This is a genomic window from Microbispora sp. NPDC004025 (genome assembly GCF_053604425.1).
In genome coordinates, this window is the sequence record NZ_JBSGHN010000020.1 from 1 (window position 1) to 25,404 (window position 25,404).

The 25,404-nt window shown below is 72.5% G+C and carries 24 protein-coding genes and 1 tRNA gene; 10 read left to right on the forward strand and 15 right to left on the reverse strand.

Annotated features, from left to right (window positions below; genetic code table 11):
• Positions 1-37 precede the first annotated feature (37 nt).
• Positions 38-126: transfer RNA gene (locus tag ACWEQG_RS34845), tRNA-Ser, on the reverse strand.
• Between the two features lie 100 nt (positions 127-226).
• Positions 227-2,719 (reverse strand): nucleotide-binding protein, encoded by a 2,493-nt coding sequence (locus tag ACWEQG_RS34850; RefSeq protein WP_452291390.1) that lies wholly within the window; start codon positions 2,717-2,719, stop codon positions 227-229.
• Positions 2,720-2,833: 114 nt separating this feature from the next.
• Between ACWEQG_RS34850 and ACWEQG_RS34855 the strand changes: the two genes are divergently transcribed.
• Together ACWEQG_RS34855 and ACWEQG_RS34860 are read left to right on the forward strand one after the other, a co-directional pair.
• Entirely contained in the window at positions 2,834-3,796 is a 963-nt protein-coding gene (locus ACWEQG_RS34855; RefSeq protein ID WP_452291392.1) for an NAD(P)H-quinone oxidoreductase, read from the forward strand.
• 124 nt (positions 3,797-3,920) lie between these two features.
• The gene (locus tag ACWEQG_RS34860) at positions 3,921-4,448 is read left to right on the forward strand and encodes a bacterial proteasome activator family protein (RefSeq protein WP_452291394.1); all 528 of its coding nucleotides are present in this window, start codon (positions 3,921-3,923) and stop codon (positions 4,446-4,448) included.
• Positions 4,449-4,468: 20 nt separating this feature from the next.
• Here ACWEQG_RS34860 and ACWEQG_RS34865 read toward each other — a convergent pair whose 3' ends face one another.
• Positions 4,469-5,266, reverse strand: coding sequence for an HAD family hydrolase (locus ACWEQG_RS34865; RefSeq protein WP_452291396.1), 798 nt, complete (start codon positions 5,264-5,266; stop codon positions 4,469-4,471).
• A gap of 240 nt (positions 5,267-5,506) precedes the next feature.
• On the opposite strand from ACWEQG_RS34865, the gene ACWEQG_RS34870 reads away from it, so the two are divergent.
• Positions 5,507-5,710, forward strand: a complete 204-nt coding sequence (locus ACWEQG_RS34870) for a cold-shock protein (protein ID WP_041952879.1) — start codon at positions 5,507-5,509, stop codon at positions 5,708-5,710.
• A gap of 440 nt (positions 5,711-6,150) precedes the next feature.
• Here the strand turns inward: ACWEQG_RS34870 and serS are convergent, their stop codons facing one another.
• The 7 genes from serS to ACWEQG_RS34905 all read right to left on the reverse strand — a co-directional run bounded on the left by serS (position 6,151) and on the right by ACWEQG_RS34905 (position 15,291).
• Entirely contained in the window at positions 6,151-7,416 is a 1,266-nt protein-coding gene (gene serS / locus ACWEQG_RS34875) for a serine--tRNA ligase (protein ID WP_363462699.1), read from the reverse strand.
• Positions 7,417-7,454: 38 nt separating this feature from the next.
• Complete coding sequence (gene pheA / locus ACWEQG_RS34880) at positions 7,455-8,375, reverse strand: prephenate dehydratase (protein WP_363462698.1); 921 nt, start codon at positions 8,373-8,375, stop codon at positions 7,455-7,457.
• A 206-nt stretch (positions 8,376-8,581) separates the two neighbouring features.
• Positions 8,582-9,010: a DUF4446 family protein gene (locus ACWEQG_RS34885; RefSeq protein WP_452291398.1), complete on the reverse strand. Its 429-nt coding sequence runs from the start codon at positions 9,008-9,010 to the stop codon at positions 8,582-8,584.
• A gap of 22 nt (positions 9,011-9,032) precedes the next feature.
• Positions 9,033-10,286, reverse strand: a complete 1,254-nt coding sequence (locus tag ACWEQG_RS34890; protein ID WP_452291400.1) for a glycosyltransferase 87 family protein — start codon at positions 10,284-10,286, stop codon at positions 9,033-9,035.
• Between the two features lie 2,334 nt (positions 10,287-12,620).
• A complete protein-coding gene (mptB, locus tag ACWEQG_RS34895) occupies positions 12,621-14,081 on the reverse strand; it encodes a polyprenol phosphomannose-dependent alpha 1,6 mannosyltransferase MptB (protein ID WP_452291401.1) in 1,461 nt (486 codons plus the stop codon).
• Positions 14,082-14,189: 108 nt separating this feature from the next.
• Complete coding sequence (locus ACWEQG_RS34900) at positions 14,190-14,936, reverse strand: glycosyltransferase family 2 protein (RefSeq protein ID WP_452291403.1); 747 nt, start codon at positions 14,934-14,936, stop codon at positions 14,190-14,192.
• Positions 14,937-14,940: 4 nt separating this feature from the next.
• Positions 14,941-15,291, reverse strand: coding sequence for an STAS domain-containing protein (locus ACWEQG_RS34905; RefSeq protein ID WP_030511009.1), 351 nt, complete (start codon positions 15,289-15,291; stop codon positions 14,941-14,943).
• A gap of 224 nt (positions 15,292-15,515) precedes the next feature.
• Here ACWEQG_RS34905 and ACWEQG_RS34910 point away from each other — a divergent pair, with 224 nt between their 5' ends.
• The 3 genes from ACWEQG_RS34910 (at position 15,516) to ACWEQG_RS34920 (ending at position 18,207) form a co-directional block, all read left to right on the forward strand.
• Positions 15,516-15,953, forward strand: a complete 438-nt coding sequence (locus tag ACWEQG_RS34910) for a hypothetical protein (RefSeq protein WP_452291404.1) — start codon at positions 15,516-15,518, stop codon at positions 15,951-15,953.
• A 198-nt stretch (positions 15,954-16,151) separates the two neighbouring features.
• Positions 16,152-16,619: a hypothetical protein gene (locus tag ACWEQG_RS34915; RefSeq protein ID WP_452291406.1), complete on the forward strand. Its 468-nt coding sequence runs from the start codon at positions 16,152-16,154 to the stop codon at positions 16,617-16,619.
• Between the two features lie 10 nt (positions 16,620-16,629).
• Complete coding sequence (locus ACWEQG_RS34920) at positions 16,630-18,207, forward strand: multicopper oxidase family protein (protein ID WP_452291408.1); 1,578 nt, start codon at positions 16,630-16,632, stop codon at positions 18,205-18,207.
• Positions 18,208-18,210: 3 nt separating this feature from the next.
• Here the strand turns inward: ACWEQG_RS34920 and ACWEQG_RS34925 are convergent, their stop codons facing one another.
• The 3 genes from ACWEQG_RS34925 to ACWEQG_RS34935 all read right to left on the reverse strand — a co-directional run bounded on the left by ACWEQG_RS34925 (position 18,211) and on the right by ACWEQG_RS34935 (position 20,728).
• The gene (locus tag ACWEQG_RS34925) at positions 18,211-19,326 is read right to left on the reverse strand and encodes a sensor histidine kinase (RefSeq protein ID WP_452291409.1); all 1,116 of its coding nucleotides are present in this window, start codon (positions 19,324-19,326) and stop codon (positions 18,211-18,213) included.
• The gene (locus ACWEQG_RS34930; RefSeq protein ID WP_182905073.1) at positions 19,323-20,036 is read right to left on the reverse strand and encodes a response regulator transcription factor; all 714 of its coding nucleotides are present in this window, start codon (positions 20,034-20,036) and stop codon (positions 19,323-19,325) included. The genes ACWEQG_RS34925 and ACWEQG_RS34930 overlap by 4 nt, the downstream gene beginning before the upstream one ends.
• Before the next feature lie 143 nt (positions 20,037-20,179).
• Entirely contained in the window at positions 20,180-20,728 is a 549-nt protein-coding gene (locus ACWEQG_RS34935) for a nitroreductase family protein (RefSeq protein WP_452291411.1), read from the reverse strand.
• Positions 20,729-21,081: 353 nt separating this feature from the next.
• Between ACWEQG_RS34935 and ACWEQG_RS34940 the strand changes: the two genes are divergently transcribed.
• The 4 genes from ACWEQG_RS34940 (at position 21,082) to ACWEQG_RS34955 (ending at position 22,798) form a co-directional block, all read left to right on the forward strand.
• Positions 21,082-21,249, forward strand: coding sequence for a hypothetical protein (locus ACWEQG_RS34940; RefSeq protein WP_182905071.1), 168 nt, complete (start codon positions 21,082-21,084; stop codon positions 21,247-21,249).
• A 1-nt stretch (position 21,250) separates the two neighbouring features.
• Entirely contained in the window at positions 21,251-21,532 is a 282-nt protein-coding gene (locus ACWEQG_RS34945; RefSeq protein ID WP_452291413.1) for a DUF6412 domain-containing protein, read from the forward strand.
• A gap of 75 nt (positions 21,533-21,607) precedes the next feature.
• Entirely contained in the window at positions 21,608-22,270 is a 663-nt protein-coding gene (locus ACWEQG_RS34950; RefSeq protein WP_452291415.1) for a YidC/Oxa1 family membrane protein insertase, read from the forward strand.
• 27 nt (positions 22,271-22,297) lie between these two features.
• Positions 22,298-22,798, forward strand: a complete 501-nt coding sequence (locus tag ACWEQG_RS34955) for a GNAT family N-acetyltransferase (protein WP_452291417.1) — start codon at positions 22,298-22,300, stop codon at positions 22,796-22,798.
• A gap of 99 nt (positions 22,799-22,897) precedes the next feature.
• On the opposite strand, the gene ACWEQG_RS34960 is transcribed toward ACWEQG_RS34955, so the two are convergent.
• Complete coding sequence (locus ACWEQG_RS34960; RefSeq protein ID WP_363462686.1) at positions 22,898-23,350, reverse strand: ATP-binding protein; 453 nt, start codon at positions 23,348-23,350, stop codon at positions 22,898-22,900.
• Positions 23,351-23,500: 150 nt separating this feature from the next.
• Entirely contained in the window at positions 23,501-25,384 is a 1,884-nt protein-coding gene (locus ACWEQG_RS34965) for a PAS domain S-box protein (protein ID WP_452291584.1), read from the reverse strand.
• Positions 25,385-25,404 lie beyond the last annotated feature (20 nt).

Here is a 25,404-nt window from a genome sequence, read left to right on the forward strand (position 1 = left end):
CGAACTCGCTGGTCAGACGCCGTTTTGGCTGGTTGAGCGGAGAGCGTGGGATTCGAACCCACGAGACCGGTCACCCGGCCTAGCGGTTTTCAAGACCGCCGCCATCGTCCACTAGGCGAGCTCTCCCCGGCGCCCCGCGCTGGAGGCGCCACGCAGCAGCCTAGCCTCTCACCCGCGGGCGCGTGACCGCGACCGCGAAAGAGATCATTCCCGCCCTGTCAGTCGCCTACAGGTGGTCCGGAATCTCGGAGAACCTGCGCTCGGACAGCGCCTGCGGGCCCGCGAACCCGTCGCCCACGCTGGCGGCCAGGCGGAGGTAGGCGTCCCGGGTCGTCTGCTGGAGCCGGTCCAGGTCGATCTCCGCACCCTCCTCCAGGTGAGGGTCGTACGGCACTCGGACCACGGTGCGGCAGCGGGCGGCGAAGTGGGCCTCCAGCTTGTCGAGGTCCACCGTGGACTTCGACCGGGGCCGTACGCTGCACAGCACCACGGTGGCGGCCCGGACGAGGTCGCCGTAGTGGTGCGCCTCCAGCCAGTCCAGCGTGGCCGAGGCCGCGCGGGCGCCGTCCACGGACGGCGAGCTGACCAGCACGATCTGGTCGGCCATGCCGAGCACGCCCGACATGGCGGAGTGCAGGAGACCGGTGCCGCAGTCGGTGATGCAGATGGAGTAGAAGTTCTCCAGCACCTGCGCCACCGCGTGGTAGTCCTTGGCGCTGAACGCCTCCGACACCGACGGGTCACGGTCCGACGCCAGGATCTCCAGCCGCGAGGGCGTCTGGGACGTGAAGGCCCGGATGTCGACGTACCGCTTGATCTGCGCGCGCTCGTTCAGCAGGTCGCGTACGGTGGCCGCCGTCTCCAGCTCGACCTTGTCGGAGAGCGTTCCACGGTCGGGGTTGGCGTCGACGGCGATGACGCGGTCGCCGCGCACCTGCGCGAGCGTGGCGCCGAGGCCGACCGTCGTCGTGGTCTTGCCCACGCCGCCCTTGAGGCTGAGCACGGCGACCCGGTGGTGGCCGGTGGCGACGGGCGTGCGGGCGCGCTGCACGAGTTCGCGGCGCCGCCGCACCTCCGGGGCCTCGCCCGGCTTGATCAGTCCGGCCGACGCCTTGTAGACCAGCCGCCGCCAGCCCGTCGCGGGGGTGTTCCTCCGCCCCCTCAGCAGGGTGACCGGGTCGAGGCTGTCGGCGGTCGGCTTGGACCCCGCCTTCGACCCTGTCGTACGCGCCGGCGAGCTGAAGGCGGAAACGGGAGGAGCCGGGCGGCGCGCGGTCTGGTACGCCTCCCGCTCCGCCACCGCGTCACGTTCCACCGCGTCGCGTTCCACGGTGGGCGCCTGCTCGAGTGCGGGGCTCGGCGCCGACGCGCGCTCGGGCGGGGGCATGGGCGCGGGTGACGGCACGGGCGCGGGCGCCGCGACAGGACCCGGCTCGTACGGCTTCCGCTCCTCGGCGGCCAGGTCCTCCCGCAGCGAGCCGGTGAAACGGTCGTCCGTGAAGTCAGGCGCGGTCTCGGCCCGCGCAGGGCCGAAGGGCCCCTCGGGGACGAAGGGCCGCTCAGGGCCGAAGGGCCGCGCGGGAGGCTCCTCCGGCTCGGTGGCGCGTTCCTGTTGCGAGGGCGGCACGGGTACGGCCGGCTCCAGCCAACCCCGCAGAGGCTCCTGCGACGGAGACGGCTCGCCGGAGGCCGGTGGGGTGTCGGGCTTGACGGTCTCGCTGCCGGAGAAGGCCCCGACGTTGTAGGAGTCGGTGTCCGCGGGGGAGCCGGGGATGACGCCGCCGCCGAAGCCCCGTTCGCCGAACAGGGGGGTCGTGAAGGCCGAGGAACCGCCCGGCGGCGGGATGGAGTAGCCGTCGTCGTCCGGCTCCCGGTCGCCGCTAGGCGACTCCGCCGCCGCCTCCGAGGGCTCCGGTCTCGCGTCGACTGACGAACCGAAGGACGACGCGGCCGATCGATCCGACGCCTGGCCGTAGGACGACTCGGACGCCGGCTCGTAGGACGACTCGGACGGCGAACCGTAAGACGACTCGGACGCCGAACCGTAGGAAGTCTCGAAGGACGGGGCGCTGACGGGCCCGGTCGACGCGGCGGACGTCTCCGAGCCGGAATCGGGGCCCTTCTCGGAGGCATCCGCAGCGGCCGGGCGCTCGGCCGGCGCGTCCTCGCTCTCCTCGGTAGACGAGGGCTGAGGCCTGGTCACGAAGGCCGTGTCACCGAAAGCCGAGTCACCGAAGCCCGAATCACCCAGGCCGGTGTCACGGAAACCACCGTCACCGAAGGCCGTCTCGCCGTAGCCCGATTCGGCGCCATACCCAAATCCGGACTTTTCGCCACTTTCATACCCAAAGCCGCCCGAATATCCACCGAAGGTGGACTCCCGGATGGGACTGGTGGCGGACGCCTCGCCGGTCTCCGAACTCTCGAAGGTCTCCGCGTCCTCCCGCGACGGGGCACCGTACGCGGAGCCGGTCGCGCTGTCGGCGGCGCCGCGGAGCAGCCCGCCGGAGGCGGGCTCGGACGGGACGAGGCTCCAGGGGTCGGCGGGGTACGGGGAGGCGGACTCGGGGTCGGCGGGCGGCGGCTGTGGAGAGGCAAGGGTGGCGGAGGTGACAGCGCTGACCGCTATCTCCACCTCATCGGGCATCTCCTTGATCGCGTCGAGCCACGCGAGCTGGTCCTCGAGAGAATGGGGATCCTCGCGATCATGTCTCGCCACCGTGTACCCCCTCGGGCTGGGCTAATGGGGTAGCAAACACATTGCAGATTAGCGCCACGTAACCCGGTGAATACGGGCAACCGCCGAGTTCTGTGCCACGCTACTTTAGGTCACATGCGTGCGATAGTGATTTCCGAACCCGGCGGACCTGAGGTTTTGGCCTGGCAGGAAGTGCCCGACCCGCGTCCCGCCGCAGGTGAGGTGGTCATCGACGTCGCCGCGTCGGCCGTCAACCGGGCGGACCTGCTCCAGCGCCGCGGCTTCTACCCGCCGCCGCCCGGCGCCTCCGAGATCCCCGGGCTGGAGTGCTCCGGAGTGATCATAGAGGTCGGGGAGAACGTCCCGCACCTCGCGCCGGGCGACCGGGTCTGCGCCCTGCTCGCGGGCGGCGGGTACGCCGAACAGGTGGCGGTCCCCTGGCAGCAGGTGATGCCGGCGCCGGAGGGGATCGCGCTGGACGAGGCCGCCGCCCTTCCCGAGGTCGCCTGCACGGTGTGGTCGAACGTGTTCATGACCGCCCGCCTGAGGAAGGGCGAGACCCTGCTCGTCCATGGCGGCGCGAGCGGCATCGGCACCATGGCCATCCAGCTCGCCAAGGCGTACGGCTCCCGCGTGCTGGTGACGGCGGGCTCGCCGGAGAAGATCGAGCGGTGCCGTGAGCTGGGCGCGGACGAGGCCGTGAACTACCGCGAGGAGGACTTCGCCGAGCGGTTCGAGGGCCGGGCCGACGTCATCCTCGACATCATGGGCGCGAAGTACCTGCCGGGGAACCTCCGTGCCCTCGCCACCGGCGGGCGGCTGGTCGTCATCGGCATGCAGGGCGGCACGAAGGGCGAGCTCGACCTCGGCGTGCTGCTCGCCAAGCGGGCGGCGGTCCACGCGACCGCCCTGCGCAGCCGGCCGGCCGACGACAAGGGCGTGATCTGCCGCGGCGTCGTCGACAACGTCTGGCCGCTGGTCGCGGCCGGGTCCGTACGGCCCGTGGTGCACGAGCGGATCCCCCTCGACCAGGCCGCCCGCGCCCACCAGGCGCTCGAAGAGGGGGAACACGTCGGCAAACTCCTGCTGGTCAGGTGAGTTAGGTTGGATCGGGTCGGGAGTGCCTGACGAAGCTGCCCGTCGCATGACAGGGCGGTGATCCGGCAGGTACGACCTGGCACGGTGTGCCCCAGCGGAGCGAATCAGGAGTTGTAAGCGATCGATGAACGCAGACGAGAGCACGCCGCAGATCGTGGTCGTGGGGCCGCAGGGCCTTTCGGTCTCCGGCGGCAACGGTAAGGACGAGCACGAGGAGCGGTCCGTCGCCGACCTGGTGGAGCAGCCCGCCAAGGTGATGCGGATCGGCAGCATGATCCGCCAGCTGTTGGAGGAGGTGCGGGCGGCTCCTCTCGACGAGGCCAGCCGCAAGCGGCTCAAGGACATCCACCAGAGCTCCATCAAGGAGCTCGAGGAGGGCCTGGCGCCCGAACTGGTGGAGGAGCTGGAGCGGTTGTCCCTGCCGTTCGCCGACGATAGCGACACCGCGCCCAGCGACGCGGAGCTGAGGGTCGCGCACGCCCAGCTCGTCGGCTGGCTGGAGGGCCTGTTCCACGGCATCCAGACCACGCTGTTCGCCCAGCAGATGGCCGCCCGGGCGCAGCTTGAGCAGATGCGCCGCGCACTCCCCGGCGGCATGGGCCAGGCCACGCAGGACGACCAGGGCCACCGCGCGGGCGGCCCCTACCTCTAGAACCCCCCGTACGCGCGGACTCAGAACAGGGTCTCGAGCACGACCGCCACACCGTCGTCGTTGTTGGCCGCCGTCACGTGATCGACGGCGGCCAGCACGTCGGGGTGGGCGTTCGCCACCGCGTACGAGATGCCGGCCCACGTCAGCATCGGCAGGTCGTTCGGCATATCGCCGAACGCGACCACCTCCGCGGGCTTGATCCCCCGCTCGTCGGCAAGCGTGGCCAGCGCCGTGGCCTTCGTCACACCGTGCGCGCTCATCTCGATCAGCGCCCGCCCGCTCGAGTGGGTCGGGGTCACGATGTCGCCCACAATCTCCAGCACCCCGCGGTGCAACTCGTCGGGGTCCATCGAGGGATGCTGCGCGAGCAGCTTGGCGCACGGCCGGGCCGTCAGCGCCGAGATCGCCAGCTTCCGGCCGAAGGACAGCTCCCGGGCGTCCCACCCGCCCAGCGGGTAGTCGGCCTCGTGCGCGAAGCCCCCCTCGTACTCGACGGAGAACGTGAGATCCGGCACATGCCGCCGCAGTCGGGCGACGCACTCTTCGAGGACGTCGGACGCGATCAGGTGCGACTCGACGATCTCCTCGGTGTGGAGGTCGTACACGAGCGCGCCGTTCGCGCAGATCGCGAGCCCGCGGTGCCGTACGGCTCCCGCGACGGTGTGCATCCACCGCGGTGGCCGGCCGGTCACGAAGACGAGGGTGCCGCCCGATTCCTCCACCCGGGCGAAGGCGGCGGCCGTACGAGGAGAGATCGTGCCGTCGGTGCGCAGAGCGGTGCCGTCGAGGTCTGTGGCGACGAGGCGGGGGCAGGTCATGACAGGTTCCAGTGTGCACTGAGATATGCCATGGCATGTCCTCGGCCGCCCCCCGGGCGAGAAATCTCCTCCAGACGTGGAACACCAACGGGCTACATAGTGTTAGATGTGAAGGCGTTGTATTAGCTGTTCCCGTAGCGAAAACCAGTTTGACTGTATGAGCCACCCGGGGAGCTGTGCGACACACCCGGGGTCCACGAGGTGTGGTCCCCAAGATTCACTTCCTTAGGGAGAGCAGTAATGGCTCAGGGAACCGTCAAGTGGTTCAACGCTGAGAAGGGCTTCGGCTTCATCGCACCGGACGGCGGCGAGCCCGACGTGTTCGTGCACTTCTCCGCGATCACGGGCAGCGGCTACCGCAACCTGGAGGACGGCCAGCGGGTCGAGTTCGAGGTCATCGCCGGTCCGAAGGGTCCGCAGGCTTCGAACGTCCGCGGCCTCTGACCTGACGCGACGAAGGCGGGGCTCGCCTGGCGAGCCCCGCCTTTCGCGTGCCCGGGGATGTCCGGACCGGGCAGAGCGGCGCCGCCGAGCTCAGGAGCCTGAGCCGAGTCCTCCCCGGAGGAGAGCCGAGCCCGGCCGGCCGCGCGCGGAGCGGTCGAGGTCACCCGGACGGCCGAAAGACCTCCGCGCATGAAAGTTTCACTCGCAAGGCCTTCTCCGCGCGCAAATCCCGTCCGAACTGAGAGATTTACATCACACCTGACGGCCCTACCGCCAAGGGCGGCGTTTCGCACTCTCTGGGGCTTCCGGCCGCACTTTCCGGCAGCGGCCGACGGTGTCCCGCGCGAATCGCCGCGGCCAGGACTTTCTCACGATGAGACACGAAGACCTCCGGACCTGGCGGTCGCCCGCCACGCCGGAGGTCCTCCATGGACAGCCCGTCAGCGGGACAGCGGCTCCAGGACGTCGAGCCCCACGTACGGCCGCAGCGCCTTGGGCACGACCACCGAGCCGTCGGCCTGCTGGTGGTTCTCCAGGATCGCCACGATCCAGCGGGTGGTCGCGAGCGTGCCGTTGAGGGTGGCCACGTGCTGCGGCTTGCCGTCCTCGTCCCGGAATCGCACCTTCAGGCGACGGGCCTGGAAGTCGGTGCAGTTCGAGGTCGAGGTCAGCTCGCGGTAGCGGCCCTGCGTGGGCACCCAGGCCTCGCAGTCGTACTTGCGCGCCGCCGACGAGCCGAGGTCGCCGCCCGCCACGTCGATCACGCGGTAGGGCAACTCGACCTTCTCGAGCATCTCCTTCTCCCAGGCCAGGAGCCGCAGATGCTCCTCGTGGGCGTCCTCCGGGCGGCAGTAGGAGAACATCTCGACCTTGTCGAACTGGTGGACCCGGATGATCCCCCGGGTGTCCTTGCCGTACGACCCGGCCTCGCGGCGGAAGCAGGACGACCATCCGGCGTAGCGCAGCGGCAGCGACGCCCGGTCGAGGATCTCGTCGGAGTGGTAGGCCGCCAGCGGCACCTCGCTGGTGCCGACCAGGTAGAGGTCGTCGGCCTCCAGCCGGTAGACCTCGCTCGCGTGGGCGCCGAGGAAGCCGGTGCCGGCCATCGCCTCGGGCTTGACCAGCACGGGCGTGATCATCGGCGTGAAGCCGGCCTCGACGGCCTGCTGGATCGCCATGTTCAGCAGCCCGAGCTGGAGCCGCGCGCCGACGCCCTTGAGGAAGAAGAACCGGGCGCCCGAGACCTTGGCTCCGCGCTCGGTGTCGATCGCGCCGAGCAGCTCGCCCAGCTCGACGTGGTCGCGGGGCTCGAAGTCGAAGACCGGCTTCTCGCCGGCCTCCTCCACCACCACGTAGTCGTCCTCGCCGCCGGCGGGCGCGCCCTCCTCGACGATGTTCGGCACGGTCATGAGCAGCTCGTCGAGCTCGCTCGCCAGCGCGGCGGCCTCGCCCTCGGCCGCCTTCACCTGCGCGGCCAGCTCCTTCGCGCGGTCGAGCAGCGCCTGGCGCTCGTCTCCGGACGCGCGGGACACCGACTTGCCGATGCTCTTCTGCTCGGCGCGCAGCGACTCGAAGTTGTTGAGCGCGGCACGGCGGCGCTCGTCGAGCGACAGCAGGGTCTCCACGACCGAATCGTCCTCGCCGCGGACGCGCTGCGACGCCCGGAGCCGGTCAGGGTCCTCACGAAGGGTTCGCAGGTCAATCACGGCTCAAAGGCTACCGGAGCCGGTGTGGCTTCCGCCCGTCAAGCGCGACCGGCGCGGATCTTCGCGAGCCAGTCGGCGGCCTCGGCGAAGTCCGCGTCCGCCGTACCCTCCTTGATCTGCGTGAGAACCCGGTCGGCGCGCGGATAGCTGCCGAGGAAGCGCACGTCGTCACAGAGCCGGTGCAGGCCGGCGACGGCCTCCCCGACGCGGGCGTCGGCGATGTGGCCCTCGAGATCGAAGTGGAAGAAGTAGCGGCCGATGCCGTCCCCGGTGGGACGCGACTCGATGCGGGTCAGGTTGACCCCGCGGACCGCGAACTCGCTCAGCATCTCCAGCAACGCGCCCGGGTGGTCGTCGCGGAGGAAGGCCACGAGCGAGGTGCGGTCGGCTCCGGTGGGCTCGGACAGCCGCCCCGGGCGGTTCACCTTGATGAACCGGGTGACGGTGTCGGAGCGATCGCCGATGTCCGAGGCGATGGCGTCGAGCGCGTAGTACTCCCCGGCGATGGCCGGGCTGATCGCCGCGTCGTACGGAGACTCGGGAGAGGCGACCTCCTGCGCGGCGGCGGCCGTCGACGACGCCGCGACAACGACGGCGCCGGGCAGCTCACGCTCGATGTACCCACGGCACTGCGTGTGAGCCGCCGGGTGGGTGATGACCCGCTTGATCTGTCCCAGCTCGGTGCCGGGCCGCACCAGCAGGGAGAACTCGACCGGAAGCAGCCACTCGCCGGTGATGTGGAGCGGCCTTCCCCCGGCCAGCTCGTCGAGGGTCTGGGTGATCGCCCCCTCCACCGAGTTCTCCAGCGGGACGACCGCGCCGTCCGCCTCGCCGTCGCGGGCGGCGTCGAGCGCGGCTCCGACGTTGGCGCAGGGCAGGCGCTCGGCGTCCGGCTCCAGGAGTCGCAGGGCCGCCTCACAGAAGGTGCCCTGAGGCCCCAGGTACGCGAGCTTCGACATGTCCTCAAGGGTATCCGCAGGTTCGTGTGGCGAGCATGCGAAAAACGCTCCCTGTGGACAACTCCACGATCACGCTTGCCCTGTGGACGGCCCACGTCGGCGCCGGTCAGCGGAGGGGAACACCGCGTCAGCGGGGGGCACGGTACGCCCTCGGAGGGCGCGGCACGCCCTCGGGGGGCACCGTGCGTCAGCGGGGGGACTGTGCGTCAGCGGGGGACGCGGCGCGGCTCGGCCTCCGGCCCGATGCCGAGCCTGGCGGCCCACACGGCGTGCTCCTCCTCCGGCGACAGCGGCTGCACTCCCTTGCCCCCGCGTACGGCACGGGCGTACGTGCGGGTCTCGGTGCGTCCGTTGATCGACGTCAGCACGATCCCGTCACCGAAGCCGTTGATGAGCGCGACCGAGAACGACAGCCTGCCGGTCATCTCGTCGAGCGCGTCGTACCGGTACAACGCCACGTCGCGGATCGCCCTGCTGTCCCCCTGGCCCTCGACGCCCTCGACGGCGGCCCGCCGGGCGAGGACGTCCAGGCACTCCCGCACACTGCGGCGGGCGGCCCGCAGCGCGATCAGACCGACGGCCACACCGGTCGCACCCGCCAGGACCCCGGCCATTTCCACAACGGTAACCAGCACGGCACCGAGCGTAATGAGCCGGTCAAGTCGCCGCAGCGGGAACGGCGACAGCGGCCCGCCGTCGCGGCAGCCAGGAGCCGAGGAGCCAGACCAGGCCGATCGCGCCGAGCCCGAACGCGTTCTGCACGATCTTGCCCGCGACCGGGCTGAGCACGGGGATCTCCAGCGCCTTGAGCGCCACCCCCCACCACGGGATGGGCAGCACGTAGAACAGCCACACGCCCGCCGCGACCAGCAGCCGGACCGGATCGCGCCCGGACCCCGCGAGGGCCGCGAGCACGACCACGACCCAGGCGATGTGGTGGATCCAGGCCACCGGCGACAGCAGCACCGCCATCAGCCCGGTGAGCGCCACCGCGGTCGTCACGTCGCCGTCCAGGTGGGCCCGGCGGGCGCGGCGGAAGCCGTACCAGCCGATCGCGGCGACGGCGGCGAGCCAGGCGACCGAGGTCAGCCAGCCGGGCAGGTAGAGCCTGAGCAGCATGCCGCGCAGCGACTGGTTGGTGGTGGCGGCGTTGGCGCCCAGCCGCTCGGAGTCGAGCAGCGCCCCGAACCAGAAGTCCCGGGCGTCGTCGAAGATCACCAGGAACGGCAGCAGCGTGAGCAGGGCGGCCGTGAACACCGCCATGAGGAAGGCCCTGCGCTGCGCCGTGTCGCCCTCCCGGGGCGGGAACGCGGTGATCGCCAGGTAGACGAGGAACACGCCGGGAGTGAGCTTCACGGCGGTCGCGAGGCCGATCAGCATCCCGCGCGGCCACCACGGCCTGCGCGCCACGCAGTCCAGCAGGCACAACGCCAGGAGGAACAGATCCACCTGGCCGAACCTGAACTGGTCCCTGATCGGCATGAGATACGTGCACGCGACGCACAGCACGGCGAACAGCAGCGGCGCGGCAAGGGCGCCGCGCACGCCGCCCAGGAAGGCCCGGAAGGCATGCCGGACGGTCACGGCGAGGACGGCCACGATGGCGGCCGTCCACACCCACTGCGCGACCGGCCACGACATCAGGGCGAGCGGCACCGCCAGCATGGCGGCCACCGGCGGGTAGGTGAACGGCAGCAGCTGGGGAGCCGGCGTGATCACGTCGTAGACGGGCAGGCCCCGCAGCAGCGCCCAGCCGCCCGTACGGTAGACGTCCAGGTCCACCAGACGCTGGTCCTCCGGATTGGTCAGCCAGTAGGCGATCAGCGGCGCGGCCGCGGCGGCCACCGCCACGAGGGCGAGCGCCCATGCCCAGGCGGGCCGGCGGGCCCCGGCGATCCGGCCAGTCGTCATGATTAGGCAGGTTACCGTGGAGGACCGCGGCCACAGCGTCGTCGATCATGAGGGAGCGCGCGACAGTGCCACCTGGTTCAGCACCGGCTCCGGCGGGCCCGGCGATCCGGGCCTCCGGCCGGCCGGGCGGCTCGCCGTGGCCCTCGAACACGGCCCGGCCCTCCGGCGGCTCCCTCCGCTGCGGGAGCCGCGACCGGCGTCGCGGACTGCCCACGCTCACCGCCGTCACAGGCCACCCACGGGCCGTGCCCGGCCTGTCCGCCACGCGGCACCGCCCTCCGCTGACCGTGCCCGGCCTTCCCGGCGCCCGGCGTGGTGCGCTTGCGAAGGTCTTCGCGTCGCTGCTGATGCTCCTCGTCGCGGCCCTCGTCCTGCCCGCCGCCCCCGCGTCGGCTTCGGGACACGCCACCGCCGCACAACAAGCCACCGCCGCACAACAAGCCGCCGCCGCAGGACAAGCCATGGTGACGGGCCGGGTCGTGCTGATCGGGGTGCCCGGGCTCCGCTGGGACGACCTCGACCCGCGGCGGACGCCCGCGCTGTGGGATCTGGCCGGTCGCGGCTCCAGCGGGTCGCTGTCCACGAGGGCCGTCCCTCCGGAGGGGCTGCCGGTGACCTGCCCGGCCGCCGGATGGCTCACGGTGTCCGCGGGCCAGCGTGCGGGGGCTCCGGGCCCGGGCTGCGCGCCACTCCCCGGACCCGGCGGCACGGCGACGATCCCGGACTGGTCCGAACTGGTCGCCGTGCAGCAGGCCGGCCCCTTCAAGGCCCGGCTCGGGCTCCTCGCCGACGCCGTGACCGCCGCCGGAGGACGGATCGCGGCCATCGGCCCGGGGGCGGCTCTGGCCGCCGCCGACTCCTCGGGCAGGGTCGCGACGTACGCCGCGACGCCCGCCGCGCTGCCCGACCTCACGCCGTACGCCCTCGTCGTCGCCGAGGCGGGGGAGATCACCGGCGCCGGAACCGGCGGGCAGGCGCGCCGGGAGGCCGTGAACGCGGCCGACCGGACCGTCGCGGAGGTGCTCGCCAAGGTGCCCGCCGGTTCGGCCGTGCTCGTGGCGGGGCTGTCCGACTCCCCCGGCCGCGGCGAGGGCTCCACCGCCCACCTGCACGTCGCGATCGCCGCGGGCGGGCCGTACGGGCACGGGTGGCTGACCGCCGCCTCGACCCGGCAGCGGGCGCTGGTCACGATCACCGACGTCACGGCGACGGTCACCCACCTGCTCGGGGTCCCAACTCCCGAGGGCGCGGTCGGCAGGGCCTGGACGGGCGACGGCGCGATGCCGCCCGTGGCCGAGGCGGCCCGCGAGCTGGCCGACGCCGACCTGGCGAGCCAGATGCTCCGGGAGGTCAGGGAGCCGTTCTTCATCACACTGGTCGCCGCGCAACTGCTCTTCTACGCCCTGGCCGCGGTCGTGGTCAGGCGTCACCGGCGGATGCTCACCACCACGCGGGTGGTGGCGACGGTCAGCGGCGCGCTCCCGGTGTCGATCTTCCTGGCGCAGCTCGTGCCGTGGTGGGGCTTCGCGCACCCGATGCCCGCCCTGCTCGGCACGATCCTGGCCTTCGCCGGTCTGGTGGCGGGGCTCGCGTACGCCGGGCCGTGGCGCCGCCACCTACTGGGGCCGCCGGCCGTGGTCGCCGCGGTCAGCTCGCTCGCGCTCCTCGCCGACGTGGTGACGGGCTCGCGGCTGCAGGTGAACGCCGTGGCCGGGTACGAGCCCGTGACCGGCGGCCGGTTCTACGGCTTCGGCAACATGGCCTTCGCCGTCTACTCGACGGGCACGATCCTGCTCCTGGCGGCCGTCGCCCACGCGCTGCGCCGCCGGCCGAGGCTCGCCGTGGCCGTCTGCACGGCGTACGGCCTGCTCGCGATCGCGGGGGACGGCTGGCCGACGTGGGGCGCGGACTTCGGCGGGGTGCCGTCGTTCGTGCTGGGCGTCGCGGTGTGCGTGCTCATGGCCGCGGGCGGGCGGGTGTCGGTCCTCCGGCTCGGGCTGGTCGCCGTGGCGGGGGTCGTGCTCATCGCGCTGATCGCGGTGCTCGACTGGCTGCGGCCCGCCGACCGGCGTACCCATTTGGGGGCCTTCGTCCAGCAGCTCGTCACCGGCGAGGGCGGTTCGGTCGTCGGGCGCAAGCTCGGGGCGATGCTCCACACGCTGGGCAACCTGCCGCTGACGCTGCTGTCGCTGGTCGCGCTGGCGTTCCTGTTCCTCGTGCTGGCCCGGCCGTCGCGGTGGGGCGCCGCCGCGCTCAGCCTGGCGTACGAACGGGTCCCGGAGTTGCGGGCCGGGCTGATCGGGGCGCTGACCGCGGCGTTCGCCGGGTTCCTGATCAACGACTCGGGGATCGCGATCCCGGCGATGGCCCTGACGGTCGCGGTGCCGCTGGCGCTCGCGGCGTCCGTACGCGCGCTGCAGACCGCGCCGCCCACCACAGCAGCGCGATCGTCAGCGCCAGCAGGAGCGACGGCGCCACCCAGGCCCTGACCACGTCGACGAGCCAGCCCAGGTCGCGCGGCTGATCCGCCTGGCGCGCGGGCAGGTAGGCCAGCGAGAGCACGGCGAGCCGGGCGACCAGGAACGCCTCCAGGCCCGGCCAGGCGACCAGGGCCAGCAGCGCGAACCCCAGCCCGTCGTACCAGGGCAGCGCGTACGGCGTGGCGAACAGCCAGGCCACGGCGACGGCGAGGGCGACCACCGGCCCCTCGCGGTCCGCCGCGGGGCGTCCCCGCAGCAGGAGGACGGCGAGCACGGCCAGCAGGAGCAGCGACCCGGCCTGGATCCACGCCCGGTAGGCCCCAGGGCCGGACAGCGCCTGCAGCGCCCTCTGCGCGAGCTTCCACGGCGTGGCGAGCGAGACCGACTTGCTGGCGTTCAGCAGCTGGTCGAGCGCGTGGGGCCCGGCCAGCAGATAGGCCACGAGCACGGTCAGCGCCGCCAGCCCGGCGACCAGGGCGAGCCGCCGCGGGTTCCTGCGCAGCTCCCACGCCGTGCCCAGCGCCACCAGGCCCACGGTGGCCTTGACCGCGACGCCCAGGCCGAGCGGCACGCCCCTGCGGGCGGCCAGCCCGGCCACGACGAACGCGATGGCCACGGTGTCGAGGTGCATCCCGGCCACGAGCTCGTAGACGACCAGCGGGTTGGCCGTCCACAGCAGGGCCGCGCGGCGCTGCCGTACGGTGTCGCCGGCGGCGGCCCGGTGGAGCAGCAGGCCGGTGGCGATGAACGCGGCGGCGTTGACCAGGGCCATCACGAAGACCGTCAGCCGGACCGACTCGCCTCCCGCGTGGCTCGCCAGCGCCTGCACGGCCGTCGCGACCGGGCCGTACACGCTGGGCGTCCTGGTCCACTCCTCCACCCGGCCGACGACGGGATCGGCGGGAAGGTCGGCGGGCACGGTCACGTACGGGTCGAGGCCGAGAGCCGCCATCCGGCCGTACGCCGCGTAGTTGAGGTGATCGGCCGACCCGGAGGGCGGCAGGAACGCGAGGACCACGGCGGCGGCGCACCCGGCCAGGACCAGCGTGCGCGCCCGCGGCATCCGGTCGGGGTACGCGAGGCCGGCGGCCAGGCCGATCGCGCCGAGCACGAGCGCCGCGGCGGCCAGGGCGACGACGAGGTGGCCGCCGGGCGCGAGGCCGAGGGAGTAGGGAGGCTGCCACGGCCGCCCGGGCAGCGCGGGCACCATCGCGGACGGCCCGAGGGCGCCGATCGTGATCGTGAGGAGGATCGACAGGCCGCCGGCGGCCGGGGCCAGCCGGGCGGCGGTCCGTGCGCGCCCCCGAGAATCCACCCGAGAATTCCACCACATCGGCCCGCGACGTCGGCGAAGTCACCGGTTCGGGCCTCCCGGGCGCACGGGCCGCCACAGCGGGTCAGCGGCCCGACGCAGCGGCGCGGCTCAGCGGCGCGGCGGGCGGAGGGCGGAGCGCGCCTGGCCCACGGCGGGCTCGCGGGCGGCGAGGGCCAGGCCGACGTCGCGGAGCTGCCGGGCTCTGTGCAACTGGGAGCGCCAGTCGGTGCCGGTCGCCCGGTGCGCCATTTCGACCTCGACCTCGACCACCCGGAAACCCTTCCTGAGCAGGTCGACGGTCAGGCCGGTCTCGACGCCGAAACCGTGCGCGAGCGGCCGGCCCGCCTCGAACGCGGCCCGGGTGAGACAGCGCTGCCCGTTGAGCGGCTGGGTCGCCTCCCAGCCGGTGAGCCGCTTGATGCCGTCACGGGCCAGCCGTACGACCATGCCGTGCCCGCCGAGCTTGACCCTGGTCATGAACGCCGCGATGGTCATGTCGGCCTCGCCGTCGCGCACCGGCGCGATCAACGGGAGGGCCGCCGCCGCCGTCTCGCCCAGGTCGGCGTCGAGGAACAGCAGGTGCCGAGGATGCTCCTCGTCGAGGAGGCGCACCGCCTCGGCCCCGCTCTCCATCGCCGCGGCCTTGCCCCGGTTGCGGCTGTGCCGTACGACGCGGGCGCCCGCCGCCCTGGCCACCCGGCCGGTCTCGTCGGACGAGCCGTCGTCGACCACGACCACGAGATCCACGCCGGGCAGCTTCAGGGCGGCGGTCACGGTGGCGCCGATCCGGTCGGCCTCGTCCTTCGCCGGGATCACCACCGCGGTGTCCGGCTCGGGCACTGCCATTTCCCCCATGCGCCTAACCCTGGTGCTCGGCCGTGAGCAGATCGGCGGGCACCGTGTCGTGCACGGTGAACACCGAGTCCAGCCCGGTGACCTGCAAAATCTTGCGTACCGCCGGTCTCGGCGCCGCCACCTCCAGCGTGCCGCCCCGCTCGCGCAGCCGCTTGAGCGCCGACAGCAGCACGTTCATGCCCGTGGAGTCGCAGAACTCCACTCCGGACATGTCGATGACCACCCGGTCCGGCCCGGTCTCCAGCAGGCGGGTGAACTCCGCCTGCAGCCGGGGCGCGGTATATAGGTCGATTTCGCCGAAGACAGCCATGACGGCCTGACCGGCGTGGGATTGCGTCGCGACTTTGAGCTCCACGAGGCGCACACTAGCGTCGTCCCGGCCCCGGGTCACGCTCCATCGGATTCATCGAAGAGTCGTCCGCCCTTTGTCCCCGATTCCGGCCCCATGTAAACGGCGAGTGCGCGAAGCTTGACGCTATGCGACACCGGCGTCGCCGGATGGAGGGCCCGGAACCTCCGCGTCTTGGTCGTCACTTCGCAAAGGAGGGCGGGCGCCGAGCACAGCGGGCCCGAGATCAGATGAACACTGAGATACCCGAGGATCCCCACCGCCGCGTGCTGCGCGAGCATCTGGAGACCATCCAGGTGCGCACCGAGAAGGCCTCGTCGTGGCGCGAGGCGGCCGAGCCGCTGCGCGGCCTGGTCAACCGCGAGGGGTACGTCCCGGTCAGCGCCCGCCTGGCGGCCGAGGACCTCGATTTCCTCGCCGAGGCCCGCGAGGAGCTGCTGTGCTTCTCCGAGCTCGGCATCCGGCTGCTCGACCTGCATCAGCCCAGGGACGCGGGCGGCATCTCGAGCGACCCGGCCAACCCCATCCTGCGGTGCCGGAGCTGCATGTGGCGCTGGCCCTGCCCCACGTTCCGGGCCATGACGGAGGCGTTCGCCCCGCGCCGCCGGGAGGCCGCTCCCGGCATCCCCCCGTGGCGCGGCCAGCTGGAGCACCAGGGCGAACCGTGACCTCGCCGACCTGCGCTTTCCTGCGGCTTCTCCCGGCGCCAAGAGCCGGCGAAGTCGTCGTTAAGCGACCGCCATGGAGGCGCTCCTAACTTCCCCTGTGTAAGGGCCGGCGTACGGAGACGGACGCCGGCCGACACAGGAGAGGACCGCGAAGCCTGGACGTGGAAGGGCTTCCAGGTCCTGGATGGGAAGAGCGTCATGAAACTGGTCTACAAGGTCCTGGCCTCGCTCGTCGCCGCCGAGGTCGCCGTGCAGGCGATGATGGTCGTCCTCGGCGACGCCGGCCTGTTCAAGTACGTCGAACAGGGTGGCGTGATCGACAAGGCGACCGCGGAGAGCGGGGGGATCCAGTTCCCCGAGTTCTTCGCCTTCATGGTCCACGGCGTGAACGGGATGATGGTCATCCCCGTGATCGCGCTGCTCCTGCTGGTCTCCTCGTTCTTCGCCGAGATCCCCGGGGCGGTCAAGGGGGCGGCCCTCGTGGTCCTGCTCGTCGTGGTCCAGGTCTCCCTCGGTCTCCTCGGTCACCAGATCCCCGCCCTGGGCGCCCTGCACGGCCTGAACGCACTGCTGCTGTTCAGCGCGGCCGTCCACGCCGCACGCCGTGGCCGCCGGACGGAGAGCGTCCCGGACCGGTCGCACGCCCGTGTCGAGACCGCCGTCTGACGGCGACACGATGGACAGGACTCGCCGCCGCGGCGCCCGCCTGCGCCTCGCCCTGGCGGGCGCCGCGACCCTCGCCCTGCTCGGCCCGCCGATCTGGCTCTGGCAGGACAGCCTCATGCCCGGTACGTACTCCGTCATGGACATGGGGTACGCCGACCACGGCGGCGCCCTGACCCACGTGGCCGGCACTTCGGAGCACGCAGAGCACACACAGCACAGCACCGGACACGGCGCAGGGCACAGCGCCGGAGACAGTGCCAGAGACAGCACCGGACACGCAGGGCACGGCACGCCGGCGCGCAGCCTGACGTCGTTGACCGCAGATCCGGGCCGCGCGGCCGACGTCGCGGTCACTCTGGTCGCCCGCAAGCAGCGGTTCCGGCTGCCCACCGGCCGCTCGGTGGACGGCTACACCCTGAACGGCACCTCGCCCGGCCCCGTCATCCACGCGACGGTCGGACAGCTGGTGCAGGTCCGCTTGGTGAACGAGTCGGTGCCGGACGGCATCACGCTGCACTGGCACGGAGTCGACGTGCCGAACGCCGCCGATGGGGTCGCCGGTGTCACCCAGGACGCGGTCCGCGTGGGCGGGTCGTTCACCTACCGCTTCGTCGCCGGTCAGGCCGGCACCTTCTGGTACCACTCCCACCAGGTCTCCCACGAGCAGGTGCGCCGCGGCCTGCTGGGCGCCCTCGTGGTCGCCCCGGCGCGCCCGCCCGCCGGCGTCGTCGACGTCGTGGCGCTGATGCACCTCTACGACGGAGCCCGCACGATCAACGGCCGGGAGGGCGACGTGCGCGCCGAAGCCCGCCCCGGCGAGCGGGTGCGTGTGCGGGTGATCAACACGGAGAACGGCCAGACACCCGTATGGGTCGGCGGAGCCCCGTTCCGGCTCGTCGCCGTCGACGGCACCGACCTGCACGAGCCCGCACCCGTGCGGGACACCGCCGTGCCGGTCACGGCGGGTGGCCGCGCCGACATCGAGGTGACCATGCCCGAGGACGGCTCGCCGGTGCGGGTCCACGTCGGCGGCCCGGCCGGCGTCGTGCTCGGTTCGCGGTCGTACGACGTGCCCGCCGTCCCCCGGCCCGCGGTCACACTCGACCTGCTCTCCTACGGCACGCCGGCCCCGCTGGGGCTCGACGCCGACCGGCCCGACCGGCGGTTCGACTACGAGATCGGGCGCCGCCCCGGCTTCCTGGACGGGCGTCCCGGGATCTGGTGGACGATCAACGGTCACATGTTCCCCGACGTGCCGATGTTCGTCGTCGCCGAGGGCGACGTGGTGCGGGTGCGCATCGTCAACGACAGCGGCGAGCCGCACCCGATGCATCTGCACGGCCACCACGCCGTGGTGCTGAGCCGGGACGGCGTACGGGCGACGGGCAGCCCGTGGTGGGTGGACTCGCTCGAGGTCGGCGCCGGCGAGACGTACGAGATCGCCTTCGTGGCCGGCAACCCCGGCATCTGGATGGACCACTGTCACAACCTGCCGCACGCGACCGAAGGTCTCGTCGCCCACCTCATGTACGAGGGGGTCACCACGCCCTTCACCGTGGGCGGGACCGCCGCGAACGAGCCGGAGTGAGCCTCAGGCCAACGGCAGTGTGATCTCGAAGCGGCAGCCGGGACCCTCGTTGACCACGCCGATCCCGCCGTCGTGGGCCTCCACGATGCCGCGCGCGATCGCGAGGCCGAGCCCGGCGCCGCCGTCGGGGCCCGGCGTCCGCGCCGCCTCGCCGCGGAACGCGACGTCGAAGACCCGGGGAAGGTCCTCCTCCGGGATGCCGCCGCAGCCGTCGAGCACGGACAGGCGGGCGGTGGTCCCGTCCGCCGTCGCCCGCACGACGACCGTTCCCCCGGCGGGCGTGTGACGGATCGCGTTCACCACCAGATTGCGTACGGCCCGGCCGAGCTGCCCGGCGTCGGCGTGGACCGGGACGCGCGGGTCCGCCTCCCCGGTCAGGCGCACGCCCCCGGCGCGGGCGAGCGGCTCGACGGCGGCGAGGGTGTCCGCGACGAGGTCGCCGAGCCCCGTGCGGGTGAGCGTGGGCCGCAGCGCGCCCGCGTGGATCCGCGACAGCTCGAACAGGTCCTCCACCATCCCGGCGAGCCGGTCGACCTCCACCCTGATCTGGACGTGATAGCGCTTGACGGTCTCGGGGTCGTCGGCCACCCCGTCCTCCAGCGCCTCCACCATCGCCCGCATGCCGGCCAGGGGGGTGCGCAGGTCGTGGCTGACCCACGCGACCAGTTCGCGCCGCGCGCTCTCCAGCGCCCGCTCGCGCTCGCGGCCCAGCCGCAGCCGCTCGTAGGCCTGCTCCAGCGCGGTGCTGATGGTCTGCAGCTCGGCCGGGAGCGGCGTGGGCGGCGGGACGAACCGGCCGGAGGGCGGCACGCGCTCCAGCGCGCCGACGAGGCTCCTGCTGGCGCGCACCACCGTCCGGGCGTTCACCAGAGCGACACCGAGCCCCACCAGGCCGCCGATGCCGACGACGGTGAGCACGATGTTCTTCGGCCGCCCGTCGATGATCATGGCGAGCGTGATGGCGACCACCCCGGCCAGTGTCGCGGAGACCGTCACCGCCGCCACGACCGCGAGCATCACGCCGATCGACCGGCGGCGCAGCGCCCGCAGCAGCGCCAGGCCGAGGGCCGCGATGACGAGACCGAGCCCGGCCGCGACCGCGACGATCTGGACGATCACGACAGCGGTTCGTAGCGGTAGCCGACGCCCCAGACCGTCACGATCCGGTGCGGGTCGGTGGGGTCGTCCTCGATCTTCTCCCGCAGCCTGCGCACGTGGACCGTCACGGTGGAGGAGTCGCCGAACGACCAGCCCCAGACCTGGTCGAGCAGGGCCGTACGACTGAACGCCTGGCGGGGGTTGCGCAGCAGGTAGACGAGCAGGTCGAACTCGCGGGCGGTCAGGGTGATCTCCTTGCCGCCCAGGCGCACCTCGTGGGCGCCGACGTCGACCACCAGGTCGCCGTCGCGCAGCACGCCGGTGCCGGTGGGCACCAGCGCGCCCCGGGCCCGCCGCAGCACGGACTGCACGCGCAGGGCCAGCTCGCGCGGACTGAACGGCTTCGTCACGTAGTCGTCCGCGCCGGTCTCCAGGCCGACCACCCGGTCCATCTCCTCGCCGAGGGCGGTCAGCATGATCACCGGCACGGGCCGGCGCTCCCGCAGCTTCCGGCAGACCTGCAGGCCGTCGAGCTTGGGCAGCATCAGGTCGAGAACCATCAGGTCGGGCGGGTCGGCCAGAGCCCGGCGCAGCGCCTCGGCGCCGTCGCCCACGCACTCGACCTCGTGCCCGTCGCGTTCCAGATAGCGGGCCACCACCTCGGCGACGGTGGGGTCGTCTTCCACCACCAGGACGCGGGCGGGATTCTGGGAAGTTCTCGAGGAGGGCACGTCCCCCACGGTAAGTCCGCCGGGCGCCCCGGCGAAGCGCCGTCATCGCCCCGTAAGAACCCGCCGCTCGCGGCGGCCGTCGCACTTCGAGGAGAACACGCACTTCGTGGACACGGTCGTCCCCGGCCGCCGCGTCTGCGGCATCAGGGAGACGACACTCCCGCGGTACGCAGGTCCACGATGCTGCGACGCTCTCGTGCGGGAGGTGTCGTGTCGTCCAGGGGCGGCACGCCGATGGCCGTCATCGTGAGGATCCGCCAGCCGGGCCTGACGCCGAGCCGGTTGTGCAGCCCCTCCAGGTCGAAGGCGCGAAACTGCCTGCAGGACAGGCCCATCGCGTGGGCCTGCACAGTCATGTGGGCCACCGCCTGGCCGAGGTCGTAGTCGGCGAACTCGGAGTAGAGCAGGCCGCTGTCGTCGGTCTCGTGACGGGCCAGGTTGACGACCAGCGCGCTCGCATCGGGCGCCCACCGGCGCGAACTTCCGGCGAGGTGCTCCACGAGTTGCTCGTGCCCGTCCTCTCCCCGGCGGCGCAGATGGAACGACCAGGGCTGCGAGTTACCGGCGGACGGAGCCCACCGGGCCGCCTCCAGCAGGGTCTCGACGTCCGGGCCGGACAGCCGATGGTGCGGATCGAAGCGCAGCGGACTGAAACGCCCTTGGAGGGCCGGTGTGAGTCGCGGAAGGTTCATGCCTCAACCAGGGGGACCGGATCGTGTGCGCCGCGCAACCGCGTCAGGGACGCCACGAGTCGGGTGATTCGCGGTGATCGAGTGGAGTCTACGCCGCATGCGGCGCAGGCAGCCGATGGGACCGCAAGAGGCCGCCGGAGGAGCCATGACGTTCTGTCGACGAACTGCCGCCGAACGCGATGATTCACGTGAAACCTCATGAATCACGGGTATGCGAACCGGTTCCGAATCAGGGGTGTGGCTGCCGGATGCCGCCCGTCGCGAGCGCGGATCCAGGTGGACGCATCGCGAGGCCGAGGACGGCCGACACGATCAAGCTCGCGGTTGTCGGTCCCACCGCGTACCTTGTGGCTATGGCCCGTACCGTACTGACCGTACTGGGGATCCTCCTGGCCCTCTGGCTGGTGTTCGGATTCGTGATCCCCGCACTGTTCGCGACGCTGAAGTTCCTGCTGATCATCGGCATCATCGCCCTCGTCGCCGTGGTCGTCGTCACCGTCGTCGGGAAGCTGTCCCGCTGAGGTGAACACGCTCCAGGCCGCCATCGGATCGCTCCTCTGGCTGCTGGCCGAGTTGGCCGCCGGGTCCCCGGACCCCGGCGCGCTGACCACGGTCGGCCTGGCCGGCGTGGCCGTCCTGGTGTTCGCCTGGATGCTCTGCCGGCTGACCGGCGTCCCCCTTCTGCGCCGGGGGCCGGGCAGGCCGTCGTACAACGGTGAGACGGCGATGGTCAGGTTGCGTGATCCCGGCGCGCCTGGCCGTCCCCGTCCCCGCGCACCATCAGGAAGCCCCGCGCTCGTCTGACCGGAAATCCAGCCGGACGAGCGCTTTCGTCATGCCCTCATCCACCGGCAACAGGTCACAGACGAAAGGCTTCCCATGTTCGACTTCGTGCTCGACCCCGCCTACCGCCTCATCGACGCGCTCAGCCACCTCACCGGCGCCGGACTCGCGATCGTCCTGGTCACCCTCGCCGTACGGCTGTCGCTGCTGCCGCTGAGCGTCCGCGTCGCGCGGGCGCAGCGGATCCGCATGCGGCTCGCACCCCAGGTGGACGGGCTGCGCACGCGGTGGAAGAACGACCCGCAGCGGCTCCTGCGCGAGGTCAACGCGTTGTACGCCAAGGAGGGCGTCGGCCAGTTCACCGGCTATCTCCCGGCGTTCGCGCAGTGGCCGTTCTTCACGGTGACCTACCGGCTGTTCACGGCGGCCGTCATCGCGGGGCACCCGAACCTGCTGCTGGCCCAGAGCGTGCTCGGCGTGCCGCTGGGGGAGCACCTCGCCGCCGTGCTCGCCGGGGCGGGCCTGCTCAGCCCTGCCGCCGGGGTGTTCGCCGCGCTGCTCGCGCTGCTCGTGGCCGTGGCCGTGATCGCCGCCCGCAGGGTCGAGCCCGCCACGCCGATGCGGCGCCTGGCGGTCCTGATGCCGTTCTGGACCGTGCTCGCCGCGGCCTTCCTCCCGCTCGCGGCGGGCGTCTACCTGCTCGTGAGCAGCGCCTGGACGACGGCCGAGCGGGCCGTGCTCTACCCACGCGCGGCCTGACCCGGGATCGGTGGAATGCTGGCGGCCATGATCGGTGACCTCGCGATAGCGACCTGGGCGGCCGGGGACGACGGCCGGGAGGACGTGCGGGCGCTTCTGGCCGCCTACCACCTGCGAACCGAGGCCGAGAAGGGCGTCCCGGTGGCCGACGCCACGCGCCTGCCCGAGCGTTACCGGGCGGAGGTCGAGAACCCGGGCGCGGCGTTCGCTGACGACGTCGTGCTGGTCGCGCGCCGCGGCGACGCCGCGATCGGCTGCGTGGTGCTCGCGGCGCCCGCCGGCGGACGGGCGGAGATCAAACGCCTGTGGGTGGACCCGGACGAGCGGGGCAGGGGCGTGGCCGCCGCGCTCGTCCGTGCCGCGCTCTCCCGGGCGCACGCGATCGGCCTGCGGTCGGTACGGCTGTCGGTGTGGCGGTGGCGGACGACGGCGATCGCCCTCTACGAGCGGCTCGGGTTCACCGTCACCGCGTCGTGGGACTCCCGCGACGACCTGATCTGCATGGAGCACGCCCTCGGCCGGCCCTGAACCGCGACCTTGAACCCCGGCCCTGAACCGCGCCCGCCAAGCCCCGGCCCTGAACCCCGGCCCTGAGCCGTGGCTGTGCGCGGGGCGTGAGCGCGCCCGTCAGCCGACCTCGCGCAGCACCGGAATTTCGGACAGCTCGGCATGCCCATTCTGGTCAGGCCATGAGGCGGGCACGACGGCCCAGACGGTGGTCGCCTCCTCCTCGTGCCGGACTCCCCAGCGCTCGGCCAGGTACTCCACGATGCCGAGCCCACGACCGCCGAGGGACGACAGCGTCGGGCGGCCCGCGCGGGGCTCCGTGTACGCGCCGCCGTCGCTCACGGCCACCTCGACCTGCGAATCCGAGCAGATCCAGGCCACTTTGAGCCGTCCGCACGGGAGAGGGTGGGCGTGGCGCAGCGCGTTGCTCAGCAGTTCACTCATGATCAACACGACGTCGTCGACGGCGGAGGCGAGCAGCCCTGCGGTCGAAAGCTCGGCGCTCAGGCGCTGACGTGCGACGGCGACGCTCGACGGTGCGTACGGCAGCATCACGACGCTCGACGCACTCACCTCCCCCTTACCCCCGTATCTGCTGCACGAGCAACTACGACCGAAATGCCCCGCTCGCTCGGCCGGGAAACCGTGCCCCGCATCACAGCTTGTGCACATTGGACAATAGATCAGTCCTTAAGTGGTGACGCCACGCTCCGTTCTGTCCTGTCAGGATGAAGATTCCGCCGAGTTCAGCACCAGCCGCATCCGGGTTCCCCCACCGGAGCGGGGCAGCGCGGCGACGTCCCCGCCCTGGGCCCGGGCGAGGTTGCGCACGATGTAGAGCCCCAGGCCGACGCCGCCGAACCTGCGCCGGTTGCCGCTGTCGGCCTGGACGAACCGCTCGAAGATCCGTTCCCGGTCGCCCGGCGCGATGCCCACTCCCTCGTCGTCCACCACCAGCACGACCCGGTCGTCCTCCGGCCATGCCTCGACCCGGATGAGGCCGCCGTCGGGGGAGTACTTGAACGCGTTCTCCAGCAGCTGGGCCAGGAGGATGTCGGTGGCCAGGGCGTCGCCGTACACGCGGGGGAGATCGGGCGGGATGTCCACCTCCAGCCGGTGCCGGTCCGACAGGACCGGCAGCCCGAGCGTCGCCGCGTGCACCCGGGCGGCCAGGTCGAAGGGCTCGACCCTGACCTTCAGCTCCTCCGCGCCCGCCCGCGCGCCGAGCAGGAGATGGTCCATGAGCTGCCCGAGCGAGCGGGCGCGCTCGGCGATCGTGTGGACCGCCGACCGCCGCTCCACGTCCGACAGGTGGTCCCAGCGGGAGTCGAGCGTGCTGGCGAAGCCGTGCACGATCGTGATCGGCGTGCGCAGTTCGTGGCTGGTGGTGGCGAGGAACAGGTCCTTGGCCTCCTCCAGCTCCTTGGCCCTGGTCACGTCGCGGAAGTCGACGACGGTCTCCCCCGTCTCCCGGATCTCCGCGCACAGCACGTCGAGCCACCGGCCGGACGGGAGCTGGAAGGTCAGCTTCTCCCCCGGCGCCGGCAGCGGGAAGGGCGGAGGCCCGCCGATCACCCGGTCCGCCGGGTGGCCGGTCAGCTCGGCCGCGGCCGGGTTCCACCGCACGACCGCTCCCGTGCCGTCCAGCACCGCGATGCCGTCGGCGCTGGCGTCGAAGACCGCCCGCTCGTGGGCGCGCTGCCGCACCGCGTCCTGGTAGGCCGTCGCGTTGGCGACCGCGATGCCGGCGTGCCCGGCGAGCAGTTCGAGCAGTTCGAGCTCCAGATGACTCGCCTTGCGCCGGGCGAACAACGCGTAGAGCGCTCCATAGGGACGCCCGCCGACGGCGGCGATGCCGACGGCGATCGTGTGCAGGCCGGGCAGGCGCGCCCAGATCAGGTCCGGGAAGCCCTCCGGGCCGGTCTCCAGCAGCACGGTCTTGCCGGTGCGCAGCAGCTTGGCGACCAGGCTCGTGTGCAGGTCGGCGGTGGCCCCGCGCAGCGTCTCGGGCAACCTGTGGACGCCGACCAGGCGCAGTCGGTCCCCCTCGATGGACACGAAACCGCCGGCGTCGGCACCGGTCAGCTCGGTCAGGCTCGCGGCGATCCGGTCGAGCACGACGGGCAGGTCGAGTTCGGCGTTGATGTCGCCGACCACGTCGGTCAGCCGCCGCACCAGGCGGGCGCGGCGCACCATCCTGCCGTGCGCCGCGTCGTCGTCCTCGGCCGCGTGGTAGACGTTCACGTACCCCAGCAGGACGCCGCCCGGCGAGCTCAGCGCGCTCGTGTCCACCCGCAGGTCGAGCAGCCGCCCGTCGCGGTGCAGACGTTTGGTGGTCAGCGACACCCGGCCGCCCGCGCGTACGCGTTCGAGCACGGCGTTGTGCTCGGCCATCAGCTCGTCGGGCACGATCGGCGCCCGCCTGCCGAGCAGATCGGCCGCGGGCCAGCCGAACATCCGCTCGGCCGCCGCGTTCCAGCTCAGCACGGCCAGGTCGCGGTCGAGCGCGACGATCGCGTCGGGGGAGCCGGCCAGGACCGCACGCGCGAGGCCCTCCTCGACGTCGCTCCCGTGGAGACCCGTGCCGGCGCCGCCGCCCGGCTCCATGTCGAAACCGCCCGCGAGCA